The sequence below is a fragment of the Streptomyces sp. NPDC088124 genome (assembly GCF_040685895.1).
Taxonomy (GTDB): Bacteria; Actinomycetota; Actinomycetes; order Streptomycetales; family Streptomycetaceae; genus Streptomyces.
In genome coordinates this window covers 22,868-46,814 of record NZ_JBFBJB010000045.1, presented here as the reverse complement: position 1 = coordinate 46,814, position 23,947 = coordinate 22,868, and the positions used below count along the sequence as shown (strand labels likewise).

The window sequence follows — 23,947 nt, the reverse complement described above, 5'->3', positions numbered from 1 at the left end:
CCAGAGCGGCACGCGGCGGGCGGGTAGGGCGCGCTCCCTGCCCCCGTGTGGCGCCGCCAAACCCCGGCACCCCGCGTCTGCCCGGAAGGGCAAGGTGGGAGGAACGTACGGGCACCACCGGGTAGCGCCCGGAGCCTCCCGGCGGCCGGGGCGGGGCGGCCACGCGGACCCGTCACCTCCGTATGAGGCTGTTCCGTCGGGTCAACTTCCGCTGCCGTGGGTCTGATTGCCGTCCGAAACCTCTGCGGGGCACGGCGTTTCCCTGCCCCGGGCAACCATTGACATGATCAGAATCCTGTCCAATCATCATCGAGCCAGTGACGCCGAAGGGCCGTCGGTGGCCCGGCGTCCGGTCGGCGACATGCACGCGCACACGCACACGCACACGCACACGCACAGCACACGCACACCCGCACCGACAACACCGACATCGACACCGCTCCCCATCGACACCCCCATCGACACTCCTCACTGCCACGCATACACACACTGGCACGGGCAGAGAACGACCGGCGGTGCCTCGACGCACCGAGGCGGGCGCGGTCCACACCCCGCGTGACGACGACGTCCGCGGCGCGCCCCCGCACCACCCACCCGCGCGATCTCATCCCCCACTGAGCCTCTCCCAGGGGAAAGGGCTGGTCATGTCGGCGATACGCAGCTCCTCGCACACCTCGCACACCTCTCCCGCCTCGACCGCACCGCCGCCCCGCGCCGTCCCGCCGTCCGGCGGCGACGAACCGGACACGGGGCGGGGGACGCGGGCTCCCCTGTCGGCGGCGCAGCAGCGGTTGTGGATGCTGGGGCAGTTGGAGGGGGCCGGCGCGGCGTACAACGAGCCGGTGGCCTTCTCCCTGCGGGGGCCGCTGGACCGTACGGTGCTGCGCCGGGCGCTCGACGCGCTGGTCGCCCGGCACGAGTCACTGCGTACCAGGATCGTGCCCGGGGAGGGCGAGGCGTACCAGTGGATCGACCCGCCCGGCACAGGTTTCGCCCTCGTGGTGGAGGACCTGACGGGGCGTCCGGACGCGGAGGCGCGGCTCGCCACCCGGCGGTACGAGGAGTCCGCGGCCCCCTTCGACTTCGCCAGGGGCCCGCTGGCCCGTGGCCGGCTGCTGGTGCTGGGCGCGGACCACCATGTCCTGCTCATCACGGTGCATCACATCGTCTTCGACGGGGCGTCCCGGGACATCATGCTGCGTGAACTGGGCCTGCTCTACACCGCGTTCGTACGCGGTGAGCGTCCCCAGGACGACGCGTCCGCCGACCGCGCCGAGGAGGACGTGCGGGACGCGCCGGGCACGCGGGACGCGCCGGACGTGCGGGACGCCGCCGTACTGCCGCCGCTGACCTGGCAGTACTCCGACCACGCCGCCTGGCAGCGGGAGTGGCTGTCCGGCGAGGAGCCCGCCGCCCGGGCGGAGCTGGCCGCGCAGAGCGCCTACTGGACCGGGACACTGGCCGGAGCCCCGCCGCTGCTGGAGCTGCCGACCGACCGGCCCCGCCCTCCCGAGCAGGACTACCGGGGCGGCCGGGTACGGGTCAGCATCGACGCGGAGCTCACCGCGGCGCTGAAGGACCTGGCGCGGCGGCACGGCGTCACTCTGTACTCGACGCTGCTGACCGGCTGGTCCGTGGTGCTCGGGCAGCTGACCCGGCAGTCCGACATCGTTGTCGGCGCGCCGACGGCGAACCGCCGGCGCGGCGATGTCGCCGATCTGATGGGCTTCTTCGTCAACACCCTCGCGCTCCGGATCGATCTCTCGGGATCACCGACGGGCGCGGCCCTGCTGCACCGTGTGCGCGGCGCGCTCCGTGGGGCCCTGCGCCACAGCGATCTGCCGTTCGAACGTGTGGTGGAACTCGTCAACCCGCCGCGGAGTCCAGCGTACTCGCCGCTCTTCCAGACCATGTTCGCCTGGGTGCCGTCGCTGCGCGGGCTGATGGAGCTGCCCGGTGTGACGGCGGAGCCGCTGGACATCCCGTACGCGCCGGCCAAGTTCGACCTGGTGCTGGCGCTGACGGAGGAGGACGGCCGGATCGTCGGCGATCTGGACTACGCGAGCGCCCTGTTCGACCGGGGGACGGTCGAGCGGTACGCGCGCTACCTGCCCCGCGTGCTGGCGGGTCTGGTCGAGCGGCCCGACCGGGAGATGGCGGACCTCACGCTCATGGACGCGCGGGAGCAGCGGGAGCTGCTGGCGAACTGGAGCACGAACGACGGCAGTTGGCCACCGGTCGCGGTCCCCCCTGGTCCTCCGTCGCCCTCCCTGGTGGAGCGCTTCGAGGCCCAGGTACGCCTCCGCCCCGCCGGGGCCGCGGTGGTGCACGAGGGGGCACGGCTCGACTACGCCGCGCTGGGGCGGCGCGTCGACCGGCTCGCCCGTGCCCTGGTCGCCCGTGGAGTCGGCCCCGGCCAGGTGGTGGGGCTGCACGCCGGGCGGTCGGCGGAGCTGGTGGTGGGGGTCCTCGGCATCCTCACGGCGGGCGCCGCCTATCTGCCGCTCGACCCCGGCCAGCCCGCCGGGCGGCTGGCGGCCATGGTGGAGGACGCCGTACCCGCGCTGGTGCTGAGCGACCTCGCCGCGCCGCCGGACCCCTGGCGGTCCCTGACCGCGGTCGAGGCCGAGGCCGCGGACGGCGGGGGCGGTGACGGCGGGGGTGGTGACGACGGCGCGCCCCGGGCCGCGGTTCACCCGTCGGATCCCGCCTACGTCATCTACACCTCCGGCTCGACCGGGCGGCCCAAGGGTGTCGTGGTCACGCACCGATCCGTGACCAATCTGTTCGACCAGTGGCTGGCGCGGTTCGGGGAGACTCCCGGCGAGGCGGCGTCGGCCTGGTCGAGCATCGGCTTCGACGGCTCGGTGCACGAACTCCTCCTGCCGCTGACGACCGGCGCCGTACTGCATCTGGTCCCCGACGAGCTGCGCGGCGACCCGCGGGCGCTGATGGGCTGGCTGCGGGAGCACCGCGTCACGCAGGCGTTCCTGCCCCCGGCCTACGTCAAGTGGATCGACGAGGATCCGGCGGAGCGCCTGGCGGGGCTGGCTCTGCGGCAGTTGCTGACGGGGGTGGAATCCCTGCCCGAGGCGGCTCTGTACCGGATGGGACAGGTCCTGCCCGGGCTCCGCGTCTGTTTCGGCTACGGGCCGACCGAGGCGACGCTGTACACCACGGCGTACACCGACTTCCGGCCGCTGGAGCGGCCCTGCCCGATCGGCAGGCCCCTGCCGGGCACCCGGCTCTATCTGCTGGACGAACGGCTGCGGCCGGTGCCGCCCGGGGTGGCGGGCGAGGTCTTCGTCGCGGGCGCCGGCCTGGCCCACGGATACGCGCACCGCCCGGACCTGACGGCGGAGCGGTTCGTGCCCGACCCGTTCGTGCCCGGACAGCGGATGTACCGTACGGGCGATCTGGCCCGGTGGCTGCCGGACGGCAACGCCGTGTACGCGGGACGCGTGGACGACCAGATCAAGCTGCGCGGCTTCCGGATCGAACCCGGCGAGGTGGAGGCGGCGCTGCTGGCCCTGCCCGGGGTGCGGGAGGCGGCCGTGCTCGCCGACCGCGCCGGCCCGGGTGAGCCGCGTCTGGTGGCGGGCATCGGCCGGGGCGACACCGCCGCCGGGCCGCCGCGAGAGCCCCGGCCGACGCACGAGTGGCGGGCGGCGCTGGCGGAACGGCTGCCCGACTATCTGATCCCCTCGGTCTTCGTCGAGTTCCCGCGGCTGCCGCTGAACCGGAGCGGCAAGCTGGACCGTACGGAACTGCTGGAGCGCTCCCGCGCCACACTGCCGTCCCAGGTCAACACGGCCACCCCGCGGGACCACGTCGAAATGGCGCTCCACCGGATCTGGAGCCGGCTGCTGCTCCATCCCCGTATCGGGATCACCGACAACTTCTTCGACCTGGGCGGCACCTCCATCTCCGCGATCAAGGTGGCCCACGCCGTCCACGAGGAGTTCGGCGAGGACCTGCCGATCCGGGACATCCTCCTGCACCCGACGGTCGAGGCGCTGGCCGAGCGGCTGCGGAAGGGGGCCACGGGGCAGCCGGGGCCGGGCGGCCGGGACGATCACCTCGTCGAGTTCCGCGCCGGTGACGGGGAGCGGCGGGTGGTCTGTGTCCATCCGGCCGGCGGCACCGCGTTCTGCTATCTGCCGCTGGCCGCCGCCCTGCCCGCGAGCGTGGGCGTCCAGGGCATCCAGTCCCCCGGCATCAACGCGGGCGAGCTGCCGCTGCCGAGCGTCGAGGCCATGGCGGAGGAGTATCTGAAACGCGTCGATCCGCTGCCCGGCGAGTCCCTGGTCCTGTGCGGGCTCTCGTACGGCGGTCTGGTCGCCCACGAGATGGGGCGGCGGCTGGCGGCCGCGGGGCATCCGCGGCTCAGTGTGGTCCTGCTCGACACCCACGGAACGGAGGACGCGGTGGAACGCGCGGCGATCGAACCGGTGGACGCGGCCGAGTTCCGGGAGAAACTGGTCCGGTTCAACGGTATGTACCCGGGTATCGAGGACGACCAGATCGACCGGTACTTCCGGGTCTACAACCACAACCGGATGACCGCCCGGGACTATCTCCCGCCACCGTCGGCGGCCCGTTTGGTGTTCGTCCAGGCCACCCCGGACGGTGCGGACGACGCCGACCGCGAGGACGGTTCCCGCGTACGGGAGTTCTGGCAACAGCGGGCCGGACAAGGGCTGTTGACCGAACCGGTGGCATGCGGCCACTGGGACATGCTGGAGAGCGACGCGGTGCCACGGGTGGCCGAGCTGATCACCGCGGAGCTGGCCCGGCTCGCGTCCACCACGCTGGAGGCACGATGAGACCGGCGACCGGACTGGCGCGGGCGGTGTACGCACAGGCCCTGCGCACCCCGCGTGCCATCGCCGTGAGCGACGGGGAGCGGCGGCTCGACTACACCGAACTCGCCGCGACGGGCGAGGCGGTGGCCCGGGGGCTGGGCCGCGCCGGGGTGCGTCCCGGCCAGGCGGTGGCCCTCGCCCTGCCCCGCTCCTGGCAGCAGGTCTGCGCCATGCTCGGCGTGCTGCGCCTCGGCGCCCGGGTCGTCCCCCTCGATCTGCAGAGCCCCCCGGAGCGGCGCCGCCACATCCTCACCGACTCGGGCAGTGTGGCGGTACTCCACGGCGGGACACCCCCGGACGGCCTCCCGGACTCCGTACGGCCGTTGCCGGTCACCGGGCTTCTCACCACGGACCCGGGCGATTTCACACAACAGGGCGATCTCGAGCGGCCGTTCACCGACCCACCGGTCTCCTTCGTCTTCTACACCTCGGGAACGACCGGCGTGCCCAAGGGTGTCGAGGTGGGGGACTCGGGCATCCTGCGCCTCGCGCTCGCCGGGCCCGGCTATCCCGGGCCCCCGGCCGAGGGCGCGCGCTACGCCTGCCTCGCCAACCCGGCCTTCGACGCCCTGAGTTTCGAGGTGTGGGTGCCGCTGCTGACCGGCGGCCGCTGTGTCATCCTCGGCGACGAGGCCGTCCGTACCCCGCACCGACTGGCGGCGGCGCTGCTGCGGGAGCGCATCGACACGGCGTTCGTCACGACGGCGCTGTTCAACGCCGTGGTCGACACGGTGCCCGACTGCTTCGCCGGGGTCGGCCAGCTCCTGGTGGGCGGCGAACAGCTCAACGCGGCCGTGATACGCCGCTGGTACGCCCACAACGCGGCCGCAGCGACCCGGCTCCACAACGTCTACGGGCCGACGGAGGCGACCACGTTCGCGCTCTGCCACCCCATCCCGCGTGATGGCGCGGGGGACCGCATACCGATCGGGCGGGCGCTGCCGGAGACCGGGACCCTGCTGGTGGTGCCCGGCACGGAGCGGACGGCCGCGCCCGGCGAAACGGCCGAACTCCTGCTCTCCGGCGCGGGCCTGGCGGCCGGGTACCGGGGTCTCCCCGAGGAGACGGCGCGCCGCTTCGTCCGGCTCCCGTGGCACGACGGCGGCCGTACGCGGTACTACCGCACCGGCGACCTCGTGCGCGCGGACGCCGACGGTGTGATCGAGTACATCGGGCGCGCCGACCGCCAGGTGAAGGTACGCGGCTTCCGGATCGAGCCGGGCGAGGTGGAGCGGCGGATCGTGGCGCATCCCGAGGTCCGCCAGGCCTACGTGTGCACCCGTCGCGACGGGGAGCACGGGCCCAACGAGCTGCTGGCGTACGTGGTGTTCGGGCGGGACGTGTCCTTCGAGGAGTTCGACCGCCATCTCGCGGACGGGCTGCCGGCCTATATGCGCCCGCACCGCCTCCACCGCGTCGACGCCCTTCCCCGGACCGCCAACGGCAAGGTCGACCAGGCCGCGCTGCTGGGCCTCGGCACCCCGCCCTGGCGCCCGGACGGCGGTGCGGCGCCGGGGGCCGGCACGGCGCGCCAGCGAGCGGTGCTCGACCTGGCGGCGGGGATCCTCGGCGTACCGGACGCGCGGCTCGACGACCGCTGGATCGCCCTCGGCGGGGATTCGCTCAAGGCCCTGCGGCTCCGCTTCGAGATACGGCGGCGCTGGGGCCGCGAGCTGGCCCAGACGGCGGTGCTCGACGGGAGCCTCGCCGGGATCGCCGACGCGATCGGCGACACGCGGCCGACAGAGCCCGCGCGGACCACGGAGACCACGCGGACGTATCCGGTGCCCGCCGCCCCCTCCGGGGCCTGGACCGCTCCCGCCACGAGCGAGCAGCAGCGCCTGTGGTTCCTGCAGCAGCGCTCCCCCGGCTCCCGGGCCTACCACGTGGGCCAGGCGTTCCGGGTGGACGGTACGGTCGACATGATCGCGCTGCGCCGGGCCCTGCGCGGGCTGGTCGCCCGGCACCCGGCGCTGCGCACCGGCTTCGAGGCGGCGCCCGAGGGGCTGCGCCAGGTGGTGGGCGAACCGTACGACCCCTGGAGCGCGCCCGTTCCGGATACGCCCGGCCCGCACACGGCCGTTGGCGACACGGTCGTTGGCGACACGGCCGACGAGGACCTGGCCGACGAGGACAGCCCCGTACGGGCCTTCGCCGACGCGTTCTTCGGCCGGCCCTTCGATCTGGCCGAGCCCCGGATGCTGCGCGTGAGCTGGCTGCCGCGGAGCGGCGGCGGTGTGCTGTTCCTGCAACTGCACCACATCGCGGTCGACGGCTGGTCCCTCAATGTCCTGCTGGCCGATCTGTCGGCCGGATACGCGACCGCCCTCCGGGACCCGGCCGCCCCCCAGGCCCCGGAGGCGACACCGGATCCGGCGGAACCCCCGTCCCTGCCCCCGTCCCTGTCGCTGTCCGAGGCGCCGACGCCGCTCGACTACGCCGTCTGGCAGCGCGACTGGTTCGACGCCCCCGCCTACCAGGAGCAGCGCCGTGCCCTGCGCGACCACTACGCGGGCCTCGGCGCGGCGGCGGAGCAGCAGGCCATGCCTACGAACGCCGACGGCTTCTCCCCCGGGCGGCTGCTGCACACCCGGCTCGACGCGGCGCGACGCGCCTCCGTGGACCGGCTCTGTGCCGAACTCGGCCTGACCCGCTTCGAGTTGCTGCTCGGTGTCTTCGCCTGCTCGCTGTACGGAGTGACCGGCAGGACCCGGCCGCGCCTGGCCGGACCCGTGGCCAACCGGCCGGTGCGGGAGTTCGAGGACAGCGTCGGGATGTTCGCCAACACGGTTCTGCTGCCGTCGGCCGTCGAGCCCCGCGCCGACCTGCGCGGCCAGGTGGCCCGGCTGGGGGCCGGGGCGCGTGCGGTGCTGGAGCTGCAGGACGTGGCCCTGGCCGATGTCCTCGCCGACCGGGCCGCGGGGGCCGGTTCATCGCCGTTCGACTTCCTGTTCGTCCTGGAGAACACCGACTTCGGCGCGCTCGCCCTGCCGCGGTCCGCCACCCGGCCGCTGTGGTGGCCGCCCGCCGAGGCCAAGTGCCCGCTGACCCTCTCCGTGGTCGAGCGCGGGGACAGCCTCGACTGCCTGTGGGAGTACGCCGACGGCCACGTCACGGCGGCCGAAGTGGCCGCATTGGCCGACCTGTTCAACCGCGGTCTCGATCTGCTCGCGGACGGGGTGACCACGACACCGGCCGAGCTGGCGGCCCCGTACCGCCGGGCGCTGCCCGATCCGGGGCGCGGCACGGCGGCGTCCCCGGCCTGGACCACCGTGGCGGAAGGGTTCGCCCGCCAGGTCGCCAGGACGCCCGGCGCGCCCGCCCTGAGCAGCGCCGGCGGCACCGTCGGCTATGCCGAACTCGACGCCTACGCGGGGGCCCTCGCCGCCGAGCTGCTCGCCGCCCATCCGCTGCCGGAGGACGACGGCCGCCCCTGCCATGTCGCGCTCCACCTCGAACCCTCGGTCGAGCACGTGGTCGCGCTGCTGGCCCTGGCGCGGCTCAACCTGACCGTCGTACCGCTCGACCCGTCGTACCCGCCCGCCCTGTTGCGGCGGATCCTGGAGCGGGTGGACCCGCTCTGCGTGCTGCTCGCCCCCGGCGGCGAGGCGGCGTTCGACGCCGTGGACCCGGGTGGCGTCGCACGTCACACCGTCACACTGTCGACGGCCGCCGCCCCGCCCGTACCACCGCACGACGGCGCACGGCCGCTGTACACCCTGTTCACCTCGGGCTCCACCGGCGTCCCCAAGGGGGTGCGGGTCTCCGACCGTACGCTGTGCAACCTGCTCCAGTGGCAGGCGGAGTCCGGCGGTCTGGCGGGGCCCGCCGCCACCCAGCAGTTCTCCATGCTCTCCTTCGACGTCTCCTTCCAGGAGATCTTCGGCACCCTGTGCGGCGGTGGGTGCCTGCACCTCGTACGGCCCGCCTGGCGGCAGGATCCGCCGGCGCTCCTCGCCCAACTGGAGTCGGCCGGCGCGGAGCGTGTGTTCATGCCGTACGTCGCGCTGCAACTCCTCGCCGAGCACGCGGTGCACCTGGGCCGGTACCCGGCGCGGCTGCGCGAGGTGGTGACCGCGGGCGAACAGCTCGTGTGCACCGACGCGATCCGCCGCTGGTTCGCTGGCATGCCGGGCGCGCGGCTCTTCAACCACTACGGTCCCACCGAGACGCATGTGGTGAGCGCGCTCCGCCTCGACGGCGACCCGGCGCGCTGGCCGGACCGTCCCGCCATCGGGCGGCCGGTCGCGGGCGCGGTGCTGCGCGTGGTGGACGAGGCGGGCGAGCCGGTCCCGCCCGGGTGCACCGGCGATCTGCTGATCGGCGGCACCATGGCCGACCGCTGCTACCTCGGCGACCCGGCGCTCAACGAGACGCGGTTCGTGGAGGTGCCCGGCCTCGGCCTCTTCTACCGCAGCGGCGACCGCGCCTCCTTCGACCGGGAGGGCCTGCTGCACTACCGGGGCCGGGACGACCAGCAGATCAAGCTGAGCGGCCACCGGCTGGAGCTGGGCGAGGTGGAGGCGGCCCTGCTGCGCCACCCGGAGATCGTCCAGGCCGTGGTGGTACGCGACGGCGAACACCTGGTGGCCTGCCTCCAGTTCCGCGCCGGCCAGGGGCCCACGGCGGGAACGGTCCCGCCGCCCGTCCGGGAAATCACGGCCCATCTCGCGACGCTGCTGCCGGCCCATGTACGGATCGACCGGTTCCGGCGGCTGGACTCCCTCCCGCGCACCCCGAGCGGCAAACTCGACCGCGACGGCGCCCTGCGGGCCCCCGGTACGGAGCTGCCCCGCGACACCGGGGCCGTCCCCCTGACAGCACGTCCGGAGGCACGTCCGGAGGCACGTCCGGAGGCACAGCTGGAGGCACGGCTTGCCGCGGCCTTCGAGACCGCGACCGGCTCACCCATCGGGCCCGAGCAGACCTTCTTCGACGCCGGGGCGTCGAGCCTCGGCCTGATGCGCTTCCATCTGCGCTGCACCACCGAACTGGGCCTGGACTTCGGCATCGCCGACCTGTTCGAGCATGTCACCCTCCGCGCGCTGGCCCGCTTCCTCGACGGCGACGGCCAGAAGCCCGGCCCCAGTCCCACGCCCACGTCCGCCCACGGGTCGACGCCCACATCCCCGTCCACATCTCCGTCCCCGTTCACCATGAGCCGGCCCACTGTCCCGGCCACGGAGCCCATCGCCGTGATCGGCATGGCGGTACGGCTGCCGGGCGCCCCGGATCTGGGCGCCTTCTGGGAGATGGTGAGGTCGGGCGGCAGCGGCATCACGTACTTCGACGCGCCCGAGGGTGTCGTCGGGGCACGCAGCCAGCTGGACGGTCCGCTCGCCTTCGACCCCGGCCACTTCTCCCTCAGCCCGCAGGAAGCCAGGCTGATGGACCCCCAGCAGCGTCATCTGCTGATGAGCTGCGCGGACGCGCTGGCGCACGCGGGGATCGCCGATCCGTCCGCGCGGCGCGTGGGTCTGGTCGCCGGTGCCGGGGAGAACACGTACTTCCAGGCCATGCTGCGCGAGGCCGACCCCGCTCTCCTGCCCGACGGTTTCCGGCTGGCCCTGCACCACGACAAGGACTTCCTCGCCACCAAGGCCGCCTTCCACCTGGGGCTGACCGGTCCCGCCTTCACCGCCCAGGCCGCCTGTGCCAGTTCGCTGGTCGCCGTCCATCTCGCCGCCGGGCTGCTGCGCCAGGGCGACGCGGAGGTGATGCTGGCCGGCGGCGTTCTGATCGACATGGAACTGACCGGCGGCTACCGCTACCGGCCGCAGCACATCTTCTCGGTGGACGGCCACTGCCGGCCCTTCAGCGACGACGCGAGCGGCACCGTCGGCGCCAGCGGTGTCGGTGTGGTGGTGCTCAAGCCGCTGAGCCTCGCCGAGCGCGACGGCGACACGGTCTACTCGGTGATCACCGGCTCGGCCCTCAACAACGACGGTTCCGACAAGCTCAGTTACAGCGCGCCCTCCCTCGCCGGCCAGCGCGAGGTGATCCGCGCCGCCCTGCGCCGCGGCGGCCGGAGCGGCGCGGACCTCGGCTATGTCGAGGCGCACGGCACCGGCACCACCCTGGGCGACCCGGTCGAGGTCGGCGCGCTGCGCCAGGCGTTCGACATGACGGAGTCCGGCCGCTGTGCCCTGAGTTCGGTCAAGAGCCAGATCGGGCATCTGGGGGCGGCCGCGGGTGTGGTCGGGCTGATACGGGCCACCCTCGCCGTGCACCACGGTCTCATCCCGCCGCACTCCGACTTCCGCGCCCTCAATCCGGCGATCGGCCCGGACCCGACGCCCTTCTACATCCCGACCGAGGCACGGCCCTGGCCCGCCGGCCGGGACCGGGTGGCGGCGGTGAGCAGCTTCGGCATCGGCGGCACCAACGCCCATGTCATCGTCGAAGGGGCCGTGCGGGCGGGCTCGTTCCCGCCGGGCACGGCGGTGCCTCCGCTCTCGTCGCTCTCGTCGGTCGCGTCCAACGCACCCACCGCAACCGCCGCGTTCGTCCCCTCCGTCCCCTCCGTCGCACCGGTCGTGCCGATCACCATCGCGCCCTGTCTGACGCTGTCGGGCAGCAGCGAGCGCGCGCTGCGTGCCGACGCCGCCCGGATCGCCGACTACCTGACGGCGCGGCCCGAGGCGTACGGACAGGTCCTGCGCCATGTGCAGGCGGGCCGGCCGGCCCGTCGCTGGCGGCTCGCGGCGGTCTGCCCGGACGCGGCCGGCGCCGTGGAGTGGCTGCGCACCGCGGCCGAGGACGCCGTGCCCGCGGACGGGGCATCCTCGGCCGACGAGGTCCGGGCCGGTGCGGCGATCCCGGCGACCGGCCGGACGGCGGCGGAGCTGGCGGCGGCGTGGACGGCCGGGCAGCCGATCGACTGGCCCGAAGGTCCCGCGCAGGCGCCGTGGGACTTCCCGCCGCCCGCCCTCGCGACGGAGGAGTACGACTTCGCGCGCGCCGCGCCGCCGGCCGCCCCGGCCGGGGGAACGGCCGCGCCGGACGCCACGCCGCCGGCCGGGCCCGCGGTCGTGGAGACGCCTCGACGGCTCCCGGAGAACGCGTGGCTGCACCAGCCCCAGTGGGTGCGGCTGCGCCACGCCGCCACCACGGCCGCGGCGCGCACCTCCCGGCTCGTGGTGGTGCTGACGGACGGTCCGGTACGGCCGGAGCTGGTCCGCGCGTTCGAAACGGTCCACGCCCGGGTGGTACGGGTCCGCGCCGCCGCCGGTTTCGCCCGGCGGGACGACGGCGGGTTCGAGGTCGACCCGGCCGACCCGGCGTCCCTGCGCACCCTCCTCGACGCGCTGACGGAAGAGAGCGGCGAGGGCGGCCGGGACGGCTGGGACGGCCGGGACTGCGAGGACGGCGAGGACGGCAAGGGCACCGTCATCGAGTGGCTCCACGCGCTGCCGCTGGCGCTCGCCGGACCGGTCGGCGCCGACACACTGGAACGCGCCCACTGGGCCTGCCTCGACACACCGGCCGCGCTGCTGCGGGCGGTGGCGGACGGTCCCGGCACCGCACGGCTGCGCCCCTGGTGGCTGTCGTACGGGGCCCGGCCGGTGGACGGTCCCGTACGGCGGCCGGAGTCGAATCTGCTGGCCGGCGCCGTCGAAGTGGCCCCGCAGGAGGGCGCGGCGGCCGGGCACTGGCTGGACCTGCCGAGCCCGGAACCGGCCGGCTGGGCGCCCCAGGTGGCCGCGTTGCTGGCCGCCACCGACCACGCCGCGCCCGGGACGCCCGGGCAGCTCGCGCTGCGGCAGGGCTTCTGGTGGGAGCGGACCACCCTGCCGGTGCGGGCGGACGCGGCCGGCCCGGCCGACCCCCTCGGCGGGGACGTCGCGGCGGGCGCCGACGGCGTCCACCTCGTCCTGGGCGGCACGGGCGGCATCGGCGGCGCCGTCGCGGCCTGGCTGCTGGAACGTACCGCGGGCCGGGTCCTCCTCCTGGCCAGGAACCCCGTACTCCCCGCGGATTTGGCACCCTGGGCCGACCGCGTCGAGCTGATCGCGGCCGATCTCGCCGAGGCGGCGTCCGCGGCGACCATGGCCCTGATCGGGGCGCGGACCGAGCGGCTCGACAGTGTGATCCACGCCGCCGGAGCGGGAGCGGGCGGCCTGATCGTACGGCGTGACGCCACCGCGACGCGTACCGCGACGGCGGCGAAGGCGGGGGGCGCGCTGCTGACGGAGCGGCTGATCGAGCGGTACGCGCCGGGGCTCGCGGTCTACTGCTCCTCGATGTCGGCGCTGCTCGGCGGCGTCGGCCAGTTCGACTACGCGGCGGCCAACGCGCTGCTCGACGGCTTCGCCCACCACCGGTCCGGCGACGGCGGGAACACCGCGCGGCTCACCGTCAACTGGGACGTGTGGCGCGAGGCGGGTATGGCCCTGCGCGTCCCGGGGGCGGACGCCCGTCATCAGGCGCACCTCGCGGTCGGCCTGACGGTCTCGGAGGGCAAACGGCTGTTCGGGCGGGCCGTGGCGCTGCGACTGCCGCAACTCCTCGTCTCCACCACGGATCTCGACGCGTCCCGGGTGTTCTACGAGGCTCCGGCGACGGGAACGGAGACAGCGGCCGAGGGGGAGGCGGCGACCACGCCCATGGAGGTCGCGGTGGGGCTGCTCACCGAGCGGCTGTGCGAGTGGATGGGGGTGGACCGGCTCGACCCGGACCTCCCGCTCTACGACCTGGGTGCCGACTCGCTGACGATGCTGGACCTGATCAGCGAGGTCAAACGGCACTTCGGGGTCGAACTCGAACTGTCCTGGCTCAGCCACCGGGTCTCGCTCAACGAGATCCTGACGCGACTGGCCGGGGCGGCCCACGACGGACACTCCCCCGCCGGGGCACTCGCGGAAGGGGCGGCACCGCTCGCCCCCGTGTCGGGCTCCGGCTCCGGGTCCGGGTCCGGCGACGTCGACGTGGAGCTGGAGGTCTGGCAGGAGGGCACCGGCCGGGGCGGCCCCGGGCGCGCGGGCCATGGAGACCCCGGGCGCGAGGTGCTGTGCCTGGTGCACCCGGTCGGCGGTGACATCCAGGCCTACCGGTCGCTGGTCTCGGCCCTCGACCCGCGGCTGACCGTCTGTCTCATCGCCGACCCGGCGCTGCGCCGCCCCGGCGGCCCGGCGTGGTCCCTGGCCGAACGGGCCCGGCGCTACCGCGCCGCGCTCCTCGCGCGCTTCCCCGCCGAGGAGTGGCGGATCGGCCTGGCCGGCTGGTCCTTCGGCGCGTGGGTGGCGGCGGAGATGGCCGCCGAGGCGGAGGCGGAGGGCCGGGCGGTGGCCGCGCTCGACCTGCTCGACCCGCCGCCCCCGGGCGCCGGCGCGGGCTTCCAGGCGTACGACGAGACCCAGCTCGAAACGGTCTTCGCGGCCGAACTCGGCCACAGCGGCGGCTCGTCGGCCGGTGTGGCCGCGCGGGCCTACGCCGAGCGGCTCGCCGCGTGCTGCCGGGCCAATCTGCGCAGCATGGCCGGGCACGAGGTGCGGCGGCTCGCGGTCACCCCCACCCGGTTGTGGCTTGCGGGGCGGCCGGTGGCGGGGATGCCCTCGGCGGGGTCGCCGGAGGAACAGCGGGCGCTGTGGCGGCCGTACCTCCCGGAGCTGCGTTCCTGGCAACCGCTCGACACCACGCACTACGGCGTGGTCCGGCAGCCGTACGTGGCCGCGGTGGCCGAGGCGATCAACCCGGCCGTGTACGGAGACCCCCGCACGGGGTGACGGCGGCGGGGCTCGGGCGGGCCCGGACTCCCGTACGAGCTCACGCCAGCACCGCGTTCACCAGGTCGACGCCCATGTCACGGGTGTGCCGGACCGGCAGGTCGACGTCGGTGAACCAGTCGTCGGTGGCCTCGGGATGCGGCCCGACGACACCGACGCGGCCGGCGCCGAAGCGGGCGGTGAGCGCGGCGACCGTACCGTTCGGGTAGGTGGCCAGGACATCGGCATCGGGGGCGTCGCCGAGCGTGAAGTACGGCCCGTCCTGGAAGTACAGGGAGCGGGGCCCGCCGCGCCAGGCCACCCCGACGATCGTGTCGCGCTCGTCGTGGACGGTGGCGTCCGGCGAGGTGATGTACTGGTCGGTGTCGCCCGGCAGCAGCGCGAACCCCGGTCCTGATCCGGCGAGATAGCCGCCCATACAGAAGCCCAGATACCGGCCGCCGTCCCGGACATAGCCCCGGATCGCCTCCCCGTGCCGCTCCAGGTGCCGGTAGGCCTCGTCGAGCCCGCCGCCACCGGGCTGGGCCCCGGGCTCGATGCCGAGCGCCTCCGCCCAGACGTCCCGCACCTGTGTCTCCGTGGTGCCGTGGGCGGCCACCACGGGTCCGGCGCCGAGCAGCCGGCGGGACGGGGCGGGCAGTCTCCCGAGGTCGGCCTTCCCGCTGGGCATGGCCGGGATGGCGTCCAGGATGTCCAGGTAGGCCGGCACCATGTAGGCGGGGAGTCTGCCGCGTACCCGCTCGTACAGCCGGGCGGCGAGGTCGTCGTCCCCGTCCTCCGTGCGGTCCGGCGCGCGGGTCACGTAGGCGGCCAGCTCGCTGTCCCCGTTGCCGGCTCCGCCGTCCGGCGCGGGGGCCCGTGTGGTGACGGCCTCGGCCACACCGGGGTCCTCCAGCAGCACGCTGTCGATCTCACCGAGGTCGACGCGGTATCCCCGGATCTTCACCTCGGAGTCGGCGCGTCCCAGGAACTCGATCGCCCCGCCCGGGGCCGTCCTGCCGAGGTCACCGGTGCGGTAGAGCCTGCTGCCCGCGGGGGCCAGCGGATGTTCGATGAACCGGTCCGCGGTCAGCTCGGGCCGTCCGGTGTAGCCGCGGGCGAGCCGATTGGCACGGGCGTCGAGCTGGGCATAGGTCAGCTCCTCCCGGCCGCACTCGACCGCCGTCGCCGACGGGATACGGTCACAGGTCGATTCGAAGAAGAGGTGGAGCCGCTCGCCGGCTCCGCCGGGAGGCTGTCCGTTCACACGCTCGGGCACGGTCACACGCTATGTCCCGATTCTCTGACGGAGCGGCAGGGACACAACCGTCTCCGTGTCGGGCGGCACCCGCTCCGGCGCGGAGAGCCGCTGACGGGACGGTTCACGGCGGGCCGTCGTGGGAACGGCTCACGGAGCCTCGTCCCGCCTTCCGGCCGCCCTCCGCGCTGCCTACACTGGCGTCCTCCGGAATCCCCGTTGACCTGGGACAACGCCGTCCCGTGGCCGGTCGGGCCAGTGAGGAGCGCTCTCCTTGTTCTACTACGTCCTGAAATACGTGCTGCTCGGACCGCTGCTGCGGCTGCTGTTCCGGCCCAGGATCGAGGGGCTGGAGCACATCCCGGCCGAGGGGGCGGCGATCGTCGCCGGCAACCATCTCTCGTTCTCCGACCACTTCCTGATGCCCGCGATCATCAAGCGGCGGATCACCTTTCTCGCCAAGGCGGAGTACTTCACGGGCCCCGGGGTCAAGGGGCGGCTGACGGCCTTCTTCTTCCGCGGCGCGGGGCAGATCCCGGTGGACCGCTCGGGCAAGGAGGCGGGGCAGGCGGCCATCAGGGAGGGGCTGGGGGTGCTGGCCCGGGACGAGCTGCTGGGCATCTATCCGGAAGGGACCCGCTCGCACGACGGCCGGCTCTACAAGGGCAAGGTCGGGGTCGCGGTGATGGCGATCAGGGCGCAGGTGCCGGTGGTGCCGTGCGCCATGGTCGGGACCTTCGAGATCCAGCCGCCCGGGCAGGTCCTGCCGAGGATCAAGCAGGTCACGATCAGGTTCGGCGAGCCCCTCGACTTCTCGCGCTACGCCGGGCTGGAGAACCAGAAGGCGGCGGTGCGCGCGGTCACGGACGAGATCATGTACGCGATCCTCGGGCTGTCCGGCCAGGAGTACGTGGACCGGTACGCCGCCGAGGTGAAGGCGGAGCAGGCGAAGGCCGCGCCGGTCAGGACGTTCCGGCGGCCGCGTCGCTGAGAGCGGTGGCCGGCGCCGTGGGTACGGGAAGGGGGCGGCCGGTCCTGGCCGGCCGCCCCCTTCACCGCGTACGCCCTACGGCTTGGGTGTGGCGTGCGGGGCGCACGTCACGTCCGCGCGGTCCAGCGCGCCCGTCAGGAGGTAGGACTTCACCCGGTCGTTGATGCACGGGTTCACCAGGTTGGTGATGCCGTGCGAACCGGCGTCGCGCTCGGTGATCAGACGCGAGCCCTTGAACCGCTTGTGCAGTTCGACGGCGCCCCCGTACGGGGTGGCGGCGTCCCGGGTGGACTGGGTGATCAGCACCGGCGGCAGCCCCTTGCCGGTCTTCACCTCCACCGGAGTCTGCTGCTTGACACCCCAGGTGGCGCACGGCAGGTTCATCCAGGTGTTGGACCAGGTGAGGAACGGGTGGTCGCGGTGGAGCCGGGTGGTGTCCCGGTCCCACTTCCGCCAGCTCGTGGGCCACTTGGCGTCGGTGCACTCGACGGCGGTGTACACCGCGTTGCTGTTCTCCGACTTGGCGTTGCCCACGGTGTCGGAGAGGTCGGGCGAGCCGGCGTCGATGAGCGGCTGCGGGTTCCCGGCGACGTACTCGCTCCAGAGGGTGGCGGTGGGCACCCACGCGGAGTCGTAGTACGGGGCGCTCTGGAACACACCGAGCAGTTCGGCGGGTCCGACCACACCGCCGAGCGGGTTCTTCTTGGCGGTGGCGCGCAGCGTGTCCCACTGCTTGCGGACCTTGGCCGTGGTGTCACCGATGTGGAAGGTCGCGTCGTTCGCGGCGACCCAGTCCAGCCAGTCCGTGAAGCGGGTCTCGAAGGCGACGTCCTGGTCCAGGTTGGCCTGGTACCAGATCTTCTCCTTCGACGGGTTGACCACACTGTCGACGACCATGCGGCGCACATGCGTCGGGAAGAGGGTGCCGTACACCGCGCCGAGGTACGTACCGTAGGAGACGCCCAGGTAGTTGAGCTTCTTCTCACCCAGGGCGGCGCGGACGACATCCAGGTCGCGTGCGGTGTTGGGGGTCGTCATGTGCGGCAGCATCCAGCCGCTGCGCTCCTTGCAGCCGTCCGCGTACTCGGCCGCCAGCTTGCGCTGGGCGCGCTTGTCGGCCTCGCTGTCCGGGACGGGGTCGGCCTTCGGAGCCTTGACGAACTCCTGCGGGTCGACGCAGGAGATGGGCGTGGAGCGGCCCACACCGCGCGGGTCGAAGCCGACGAAGTCGTACGCCTTGGCGGCGTCGGCCCAGAGGGCGTTCTTGGTGACGACGCGGCGCGGGAAGGCCAGACCGGAGCCGCCGGGGCCACCGGGGTTGTAGATCAGGGCGCCCTGGCGTTCGTCCTTGGTCCCGGTGGAGCCGATCCGGTCGACGGCGATCTTGATCTGCCGGCCGTCGGGCTTGCTGTAGTCGAGCGGAACGCTGACATAGCCGCACTGGATGGGCTTCTCCAGCGCCCAGTCGGCCGGGCAGTCCTGCCAGTCGATGCCCTTCTTCGCGGCCCGCTCGGCGGCGAGCTGCACGCCCTTGGCCGCCGGGTCGATCCGGTTCCGGCCGTCGGCGGTCGCCGCCGGAGCCGCCATGGCGCCCGCTATGAGCGTGCCGGCCAGCAGTGTGCCTGCCGAGCCGAGCGCTGCGGTGCGTCTCACGTGGTACCTCCCCCTCTTGTCGCGCCGCCCGCGCGGCGCTGTTACGTGCGTGCTCCCCGGATCCTTTCGCCTGTGAGCTTGCCGAGAACAGGCCGGACGGGGATTTCTTTACCCAACCAATAACCGGTGAGCGGAGTTCCGCTCAGCGGTACACGGTAGCGGCGGTGTGGTGCGGCGGGCCGCCGGGCAGGCCGTCGAGCAGCTCGTCCAGCGCCTCGTCGAGGAGCCGGCGCAGCAGCAGCGCGTCCGGTGCGAGGGCGGTGACGAGCGCGCCGGGGCCGGCGAGCGGGGTGCGTACGGCGGTGTCGCCCAGCAGCCGCGGCGGTACCGGCCGCTCCTCGAACCCGGGTGCCACGACGAGGAGTTGACCGACCGCACGGTGACCGGCCAGGACCGCGGGGCCGTCCCAGCCGGCCGGTGCGCCGGGGCCGCAGGCGAGTTCCTGGTCGAGGAGCGCCCGGCCCGCGCGCCGTACCGTGAGCCGGCTGAAGAGGGTGCCGGTTTCCTCGCCATGGCGGCCGAGTACCTGCTCCTCACGGAGCACCAGCACGGCGGTGGGGGCCAGTTCGACCCGGGTCCGCATGCGCAGCTCGCTGCCGCCCGCCGAGATGAGCTGCTCGGGCAGCCAGCGCAGCTCCGCCCCGTCCCCGACGGTCAGCCGCACGTCGTAGTGGGCGGGTCCGGGCACGCCGCCGGGCAGGGCGACGGTCGCGGCGGCGCTGTCGACGGTCAGGGTGGCGCCGTCCCGTGCCTCGGCCTCGACGGTGAGCCGGTCGCCGCCGAGGGGGCCGCTCATGGCGCCGACGACGGTGACGCGGCTGCCGGGGCCGGTGGCGCGGGTGCGGCGCGGCGCGAGCGGCCCCTCGCCGGTCAGTACGGGCAGTCCGGCGCGGGTGGCGACGATCCTGGCGGTGGCGCGGACGCTCATGCGGTCCAGTCGGCGAGCCGGCCGAGCACCCAGTCGGTGACGGGCCCGACGCCGTCCTCGCTCTTCAACGAGGTGAAGGCGACGGGGAGTTCGCCGCGCTGATCCTTGGCGTCGCGGGCCATCCTGCCGAGGTCGGAGCCGACGTACGGGGCGAGGTCGGTCTTGTTGACGACCAGCAGGTCGGCGGTGGTGACACCGGGGCCGCCCTTGCGCGGGATGTCGTCGCCGCCCGCCACGTCGATGACGAAGATCTGGGCGTCCACGAGCCCCTTGGAGAAGGTGGCGGTGAGGTTGTCGCCGCCGGACTCGACCAGGATCAGGTCGAGCGGCCCCACGGTGTCCTCCAGTTCCTCGACGGCTTCGAGGTTGGCGGAGATGTCGTCGCGGATCGCGGTGTGCGGACAGGCGCCGGTCTCGACGGCCTGGATGCGCTCGGGCGGCAGGACGGCGTGGCGCAGGAGGAATTCGGCGTCCTCGCGGGTGTAGATGTCGTTGGTGACGACGGCGAGGGAGAGCCGGTCGCGCAGGGTGCGGCAGAGCGCGGCGACGGTCGCCGTCTTGCCGGAGCCGACGGGCCCGCCGAGGCCGATGCGCAGGGCGCGGCGCCGTCCGTCGGGGCGTACGGCGTCGGCGGAGACGGCCGCCCGGTCGGTGTGGCCGTGGTCGAGGTGCATGGTGCGGCTCCGGTGGGTGAGGGGGCGGGAGTTCGGGGCGGGCGGGTCACGGGTTCACGGCTCATCGCTTACGGGCTCATGGCTCATGACTCACGGGCTCTTGGCTTACGGGCTCATGGCTCATGAGGCGAACAGCCGGACCGGCCAGGCCGCGTGGGCCTGCGCCATGACGTCGAGCAGCGGGCCGGAGGCGGCGGGCAGCGCGCCGGTCCCCTCGGCCGCGGCCCGTTCCGCGTGGGCCGCGGCCTGTTCCGCGATGTCGTCGAGGGCGGGCGCGAGCCGGGCGAGGACGGCGGTGGCCTCGAAGGGGTCGAGCCCGAGCAGCCGTACCACCGCGGTGGCGGGGCCGCTGACGCTCTCGTACGCCGCGCAGTGCGCCGCGTCCACGGGGGTGAGCCCCGCCGAGCGCGCGGTCAGGCCGAGCACGACGGGCTGGTGCGCGCCGCGCGGGCGGGCGGCGGCGAGCGCGTCCAGTTCCGGGCTCGGCCAGGTGGCGCGGGCGGCGCGCATGAGCTGGCGGCCGAGCCTGCGGGCGGCGGCGCGCAGGGCGGGGGCGGGCGTACGGGCGTCGGCGGCCTCGTCCAGTTCGAGCGGGTCCACGCCCCGGGCCGCCGCGGCGGCGAGCGCCGCCGCGGTGAGCCCGGTGGTGGTGAGCCGTCCCCGGCAGAAGGCGGCCAGCTCCCCGGCGGCGCGGATCCGGCCCGCCTTGACGGCCGGCTCCGCGCCGCCCGAGTGGGCGTGGCCACCGGCGGGGAACCGGCCGTCGGCGAGGACGAGCAGGGCGGCCCGGCTCATCGCGCGCTCCTCGGCATCGGGGCGCCCATCAGAAGAGGAAGTAACGCTGGGCCAGCGGGAGTTCGGCGGCGGGCGCGGGTTCGACCGGCTCGCCGTCGATCCGTACCGTGAACGTGTCGGCGTCGACCTCCACGCGCGGCAGCGCGTCGTTCTCCCGCATGTCGGCCTTGGTGATCCGCCGGGTGCTGCGGATCGGTGCGAACTCCTTGACCAGGCCGAGGCGTTCGGGCAGTCCGTCCTCGATCGCCGCCTCCGCGACGAAGTTGACGGAGGTGGCCGCCGCGGCCCGTCCCAGGGCCCCGAACATCGGGCGGGGCAGCACCGGTTGCGGGGTGGGGATGGAGGCGTTGGCGTCGCCCATCTGCGCGTACGCGATCTGGCCGCCCTTGAGGACGAGTTGCGGCTTCACCCCGAAGAAGGCCGGGTCCCAGAGGACCAGGTCGGCGAGCTTGCCGGTCTCGACGGAGCCGACGCGCCCGTCGAGGCCCTGCGCGACCGCCGGGTTGATGGTGTATTTGGCGACATAGCGGCGGACCCGGTGGTTGTCGGCGCGGCCGTCGCCGGGCAGGGCGCCGCGGCGCTTCTTCATCACGTGGGCGGTCTGCCAGGTCCGCAGCACGACCTCCCCCACGCGCCCCATGGCCTGGGCGTCGGAGGAGATGATCGAGATGGCCCCGAGGTCGTGGAGGATGTCCTCGGCCGCGATGGTGGAGGGCCGGATCCGGGACTCCGCGAAGGCGAGGTCCTCGGGCACGGCCGGGTTGAGGTGGTGGCAGACCATCAGCATGTCGAGGTGTTCCTCGATGGTGTTGACGGTGTGCGGCCGGGTCGGGTTGGTGGAGCTGGGCAGGACGTGCGGCTCGGAGACGACGGTGATGATGTCGGGCGCGTGCCCGCCGCCCGCGCCCTCGGTGTGGTACGCGTGGATGGTGCGTCCGGCGATGGCGGCGAGGGTGTCGCCGACGAAGCCCGCCTCGTTGAGTGTGTCGGTGTGGATGGCGAGCTGGGCGCCGCTCTCCTCGCAGACGCCGAGGCAGGCGTCGATGACGGCGGGGGTGGCGCCCCAGTCCTCATGGATCTTGAACCCGAGTGCTCCGCCGCGCAGTTGGGCGTGCATCGCCGCGCGGGACATCGTGTTGCCCTTGCCGAGCAGCCCGATGTTGACGGGGAAGGTCTCCAGCGCCTCGAACATCCGGGCAAGGTGCCAGGCGCCCGGGGTGACGGTGGTGGCCTTGGTGCCCTCGGCGGGTCCCGTGCCGCCGCCGACGAGGGTGGTGACCCCGGACGAGAGCGCCTGGTCCACGACGGTCGGTGAGATGAAGTGCACGTGCGCGTCGATCGCCCCGGCGGTGACGATCCGCCCGTTGCCCGCGATGATCTCGGTCTCGGGGCCGATGACCAGGTCGGGGTGGACCCCGTCCATGGTGTCGGGGTTACCGGCCTTCCCGATGCCCGTGATCAGGCCGTCCCGGATGCCGATGTCGGCCTTGACGATGCCCCAGTGGTCGATGACGACGGCGCCGGTGATCACGGTGTCGGGCGCGCCCTCCGCCCGGGTCGTACGGGCCTGGCCCATCGACTCGCGGATCACCTTGCCGCCGCCGAACACCGCCTCGTCCCCGGCGCGACCGGGGCCGCCGCAGCGGTCCTCCTCGATCTCGACGAGCAGATCGGTGTCGGCGAGCCGGATCCGGTCGCCGGTGGTGGGGCCGAAGAGGTCGGCGTACGTGGCGCGGGACAGCTCAGTCATCGAGGGAACCTCCGGTCTCCCCGCGCAGTCCCGGCACGACGCGCAGACCGGCGAGGGGGACGAGTGCGACGGCGACGGGGATGCCGGGTTCGAAGCGGACGGCGGTGCCCGCGGCGATGTGCAGCCGCGTGCCCCGGGCGGCGGCCCGGTCGAACTCCAGGCCGGGGTTGGCCTCGGCGAAGTGGTAGTGGGAGCCGACCTGGACGGGCCGGTCGGCGGTGTTGACGACGGTGAGCCGGGTGACCTCGCGCCCCTCGTTGAGGGCCACGGGCTCGTCGGCGTACAGGATCTCCCCGGGGATCATCGGCGCTCCCCCGTCAGACGATCGGGTCGTGGACGGTGACGAGCTTGGTCCCGTCGGGGAACGTGGCCTCCACCTGGACGTCGTGGATCATCTCGGGGATGCCCTCCATGACGTCGTCGCGGCCGAGGACCTGACGCCCCGACGCCATCAGTTCGGCGACGGTACGGCCGTCCCTGGCGCCTTCGAGGATGTGCGAGGTGATCAGGGCGACCGCCTCGGGGTGGTTCAGCCGCAGTCCGCGCGCGCGGCGCTTGCCGGCGACGTCCGCCGCGACATGGATGAGCAGGCGCTCCTGCTCGTGCGGGGTCAGTTGCACGCTTCCACCTCATCGTCCGGGGCCCGGGGAGGGCCGGGCGCAGCGCGATCCTAGCCAATATCAACACTTTGTTGAATGACGATCGGGATGCTTCCCACCCTTGGCATCGCACCGTAGGACGGAAGTTTTTCGGGCGCGTTAACTCGTGACCGCAAAAGCCCCTGGGAGCGCCGGGCCGTATACGGCGCACCGCCCGCCCCGCGTCCCGTACGGGCTCACCGGCCGGCCCCCGGAGGCCGCCCGCCTCCTTCCGGGCGGCGGTCGGGGCGGTGCTCGGCGGCGATGCCGAACCGGCCCCGGTCGCCCGGCGCGGAGGAGAGGGGGCGGACCGACGAGACCGAGCTGATCACCCGCTCCTCCGTCTCCTCCGGTTCACTCTCCAGCCGCTCCAGGTCAGCGGCGGAGACGAGCGCGACCAGCGGCTTCCCGTGACGGGTCACGACCACGCGCTCGCCGCCGTAGACGACGCGGTTGATCAGATCGGCGAGCTCTGCCCGGGCTTGCGTCACCGGAATCTCATAGGTCATGCTCCTAGCCTATGTGGCGTCCACTTGGTCCAGGATGGTCCATGGCGGCAGCGAATGCCCATGTCAGAGGCTCTCGTGTGCTCCCACGCCATCGACTACCACCAGTCGCACCCCGATCACGCACGCGAAATCATCGCGACCGCCCGACGTGACCCATGCCCTCACGGTGGAGCGCGAGCACC

12 protein-coding genes are annotated in these 23,947 nt (G+C 73.9%); 3 read left to right on the top strand and 9 right to left on the bottom strand.

The features are described 5' to 3' along the window. Window positions 1–644 precede the first annotated feature (644 nt). Both AB0P17_RS31075 and AB0P17_RS31070 read left to right on the top strand, forming a co-directional pair. Window positions 645–4,826 carry an amino acid adenylation domain-containing protein gene (locus AB0P17_RS31075; RefSeq protein WP_365816020.1) on the top strand — a complete coding sequence of 1,394 codons (4,182 nt, stop codon included), beginning with the start codon at window positions 645–647 and terminating at the stop codon, window positions 4,824–4,826. After that, entirely contained in the window at window positions 4,823–14,590 is a 9,768-nt protein-coding gene (locus tag AB0P17_RS31070) for an amino acid adenylation domain-containing protein (protein ID WP_365816018.1), read from the top strand. Before AB0P17_RS31075 ends, AB0P17_RS31070 begins: the two co-directional genes overlap by 4 nt. 40 nt (window positions 14,591–14,630) lie before the next feature. Here the strand turns inward: AB0P17_RS31070 and AB0P17_RS31065 are convergent, their stop codons facing one another. Continuing rightward, window positions 14,631–15,848 (bottom strand): BPL-N domain-containing protein, encoded by a 1,218-nt coding sequence (locus AB0P17_RS31065; protein WP_365816016.1) that lies wholly within the window; start codon window positions 15,846–15,848, stop codon window positions 14,631–14,633. A 253-nt stretch (window positions 15,849–16,101) separates the two neighbouring features. Here AB0P17_RS31065 and AB0P17_RS31060 point away from each other — a divergent pair, with 253 nt between their 5' ends. Further along, window positions 16,102–16,818: a lysophospholipid acyltransferase family protein gene (locus tag AB0P17_RS31060; protein ID WP_365816014.1), complete on the top strand. Its 717-nt coding sequence runs from the start codon at window positions 16,102–16,104 to the stop codon at window positions 16,816–16,818. A 75-nt stretch (window positions 16,819–16,893) separates the two neighbouring features. On the opposite strand, the gene AB0P17_RS31055 is transcribed toward AB0P17_RS31060, so the two are convergent. The 8 genes from AB0P17_RS31055 to AB0P17_RS31020 form a co-directional block, all read right to left on the bottom strand. Beyond that, window positions 16,894–18,405, bottom strand: a complete 1,512-nt coding sequence (locus tag AB0P17_RS31055) for an alpha/beta hydrolase (protein ID WP_365816072.1) — start codon at window positions 18,403–18,405, stop codon at window positions 16,894–16,896. Between the two features lie 208 nt (window positions 18,406–18,613). Beyond that, on the bottom strand, window positions 18,614–19,399 hold the full coding sequence (locus AB0P17_RS31050; protein ID WP_365816012.1) for an urease accessory protein UreD: 786 nt from the start codon (window positions 19,397–19,399) through the stop codon (window positions 18,614–18,616). After that, window positions 19,396–20,073 (bottom strand): urease accessory protein UreG, encoded by a 678-nt coding sequence (gene ureG / locus AB0P17_RS31045; protein WP_365816010.1) that lies wholly within the window; start codon window positions 20,071–20,073, stop codon window positions 19,396–19,398. Before ureG ends, AB0P17_RS31050 begins: the two co-directional genes overlap by 4 nt. A gap of 120 nt (window positions 20,074–20,193) precedes the next feature. After that, entirely contained in the window at window positions 20,194–20,868 is a 675-nt protein-coding gene (locus AB0P17_RS31040; RefSeq protein ID WP_365816008.1) for an urease accessory UreF family protein, read from the bottom strand. Window positions 20,869–20,896: 28 nt separating this feature from the next. Next, window positions 20,897–22,618, bottom strand: a complete 1,722-nt coding sequence (locus AB0P17_RS31035) for an urease subunit alpha (RefSeq protein ID WP_365816006.1) — start codon at window positions 22,616–22,618, stop codon at window positions 20,897–20,899. After that, window positions 22,611–22,922, bottom strand: coding sequence for an urease subunit beta (locus AB0P17_RS31030; RefSeq protein ID WP_365816004.1), 312 nt, complete (start codon window positions 22,920–22,922; stop codon window positions 22,611–22,613). Before AB0P17_RS31030 ends, AB0P17_RS31035 begins: the two co-directional genes overlap by 8 nt. A gap of 13 nt (window positions 22,923–22,935) precedes the next feature. Beyond that, window positions 22,936–23,238 (bottom strand): urease subunit gamma, encoded by a 303-nt coding sequence (locus AB0P17_RS31025; RefSeq protein WP_365816002.1) that lies wholly within the window; start codon window positions 23,236–23,238, stop codon window positions 22,936–22,938. 215 nt (window positions 23,239–23,453) lie between these two features. Beyond that, complete coding sequence (locus tag AB0P17_RS31020; protein ID WP_365816000.1) at window positions 23,454–23,765, bottom strand: type II toxin-antitoxin system Phd/YefM family antitoxin; 312 nt, start codon at window positions 23,763–23,765, stop codon at window positions 23,454–23,456. Window positions 23,766–23,947 lie beyond the last annotated feature (182 nt).

Bases quoted from the DNA above. Each gene is read 5' to 3' on its own strand.
- AB0P17_RS31075 (WP_365816020.1), top strand. From the start codon at position 645: ATGTCGGCGATACGCAGCTCCTCGCACACCTCGCACACCTCTCCCGCC.
- AB0P17_RS31070 (WP_365816018.1), top strand. From the start codon at position 4,823: ATGAGACCGGCGACCGGACTGGCGCGGGCGGTGTACGCACAGGCCCTG.
- AB0P17_RS31055 (WP_365816072.1), bottom strand. From the start codon at position 18,405: ATGGCGGCTCCGGCGGCGACCGCCGACGGCCGGAACCGGATCGACCCG.
- AB0P17_RS31050 (WP_365816012.1), bottom strand. From the start codon at position 19,399: ATGAGCGTCCGCGCCACCGCCAGGATCGTCGCCACCCGCGCCGGACTG.
- ureG (WP_365816010.1), bottom strand. From the start codon at position 20,073: ATGCACCTCGACCACGGCCACACCGACCGGGCGGCCGTCTCCGCCGAC.
- AB0P17_RS31040 (WP_365816008.1), bottom strand. From the start codon at position 20,868: ATGAGCCGGGCCGCCCTGCTCGTCCTCGCCGACGGCCGGTTCCCCGCC.
- AB0P17_RS31035 (WP_365816006.1), bottom strand. From the start codon at position 22,618: ATGACTGAGCTGTCCCGCGCCACGTACGCCGACCTCTTCGGCCCCACC.
- AB0P17_RS31030 (WP_365816004.1), bottom strand. From the start codon at position 22,922: ATGATCCCCGGGGAGATCCTGTACGCCGACGAGCCCGTGGCCCTCAAC.
- AB0P17_RS31020 (WP_365816000.1), bottom strand. From the start codon at position 23,765: ATGACCTATGAGATTCCGGTGACGCAAGCCCGGGCAGAGCTCGCCGAT.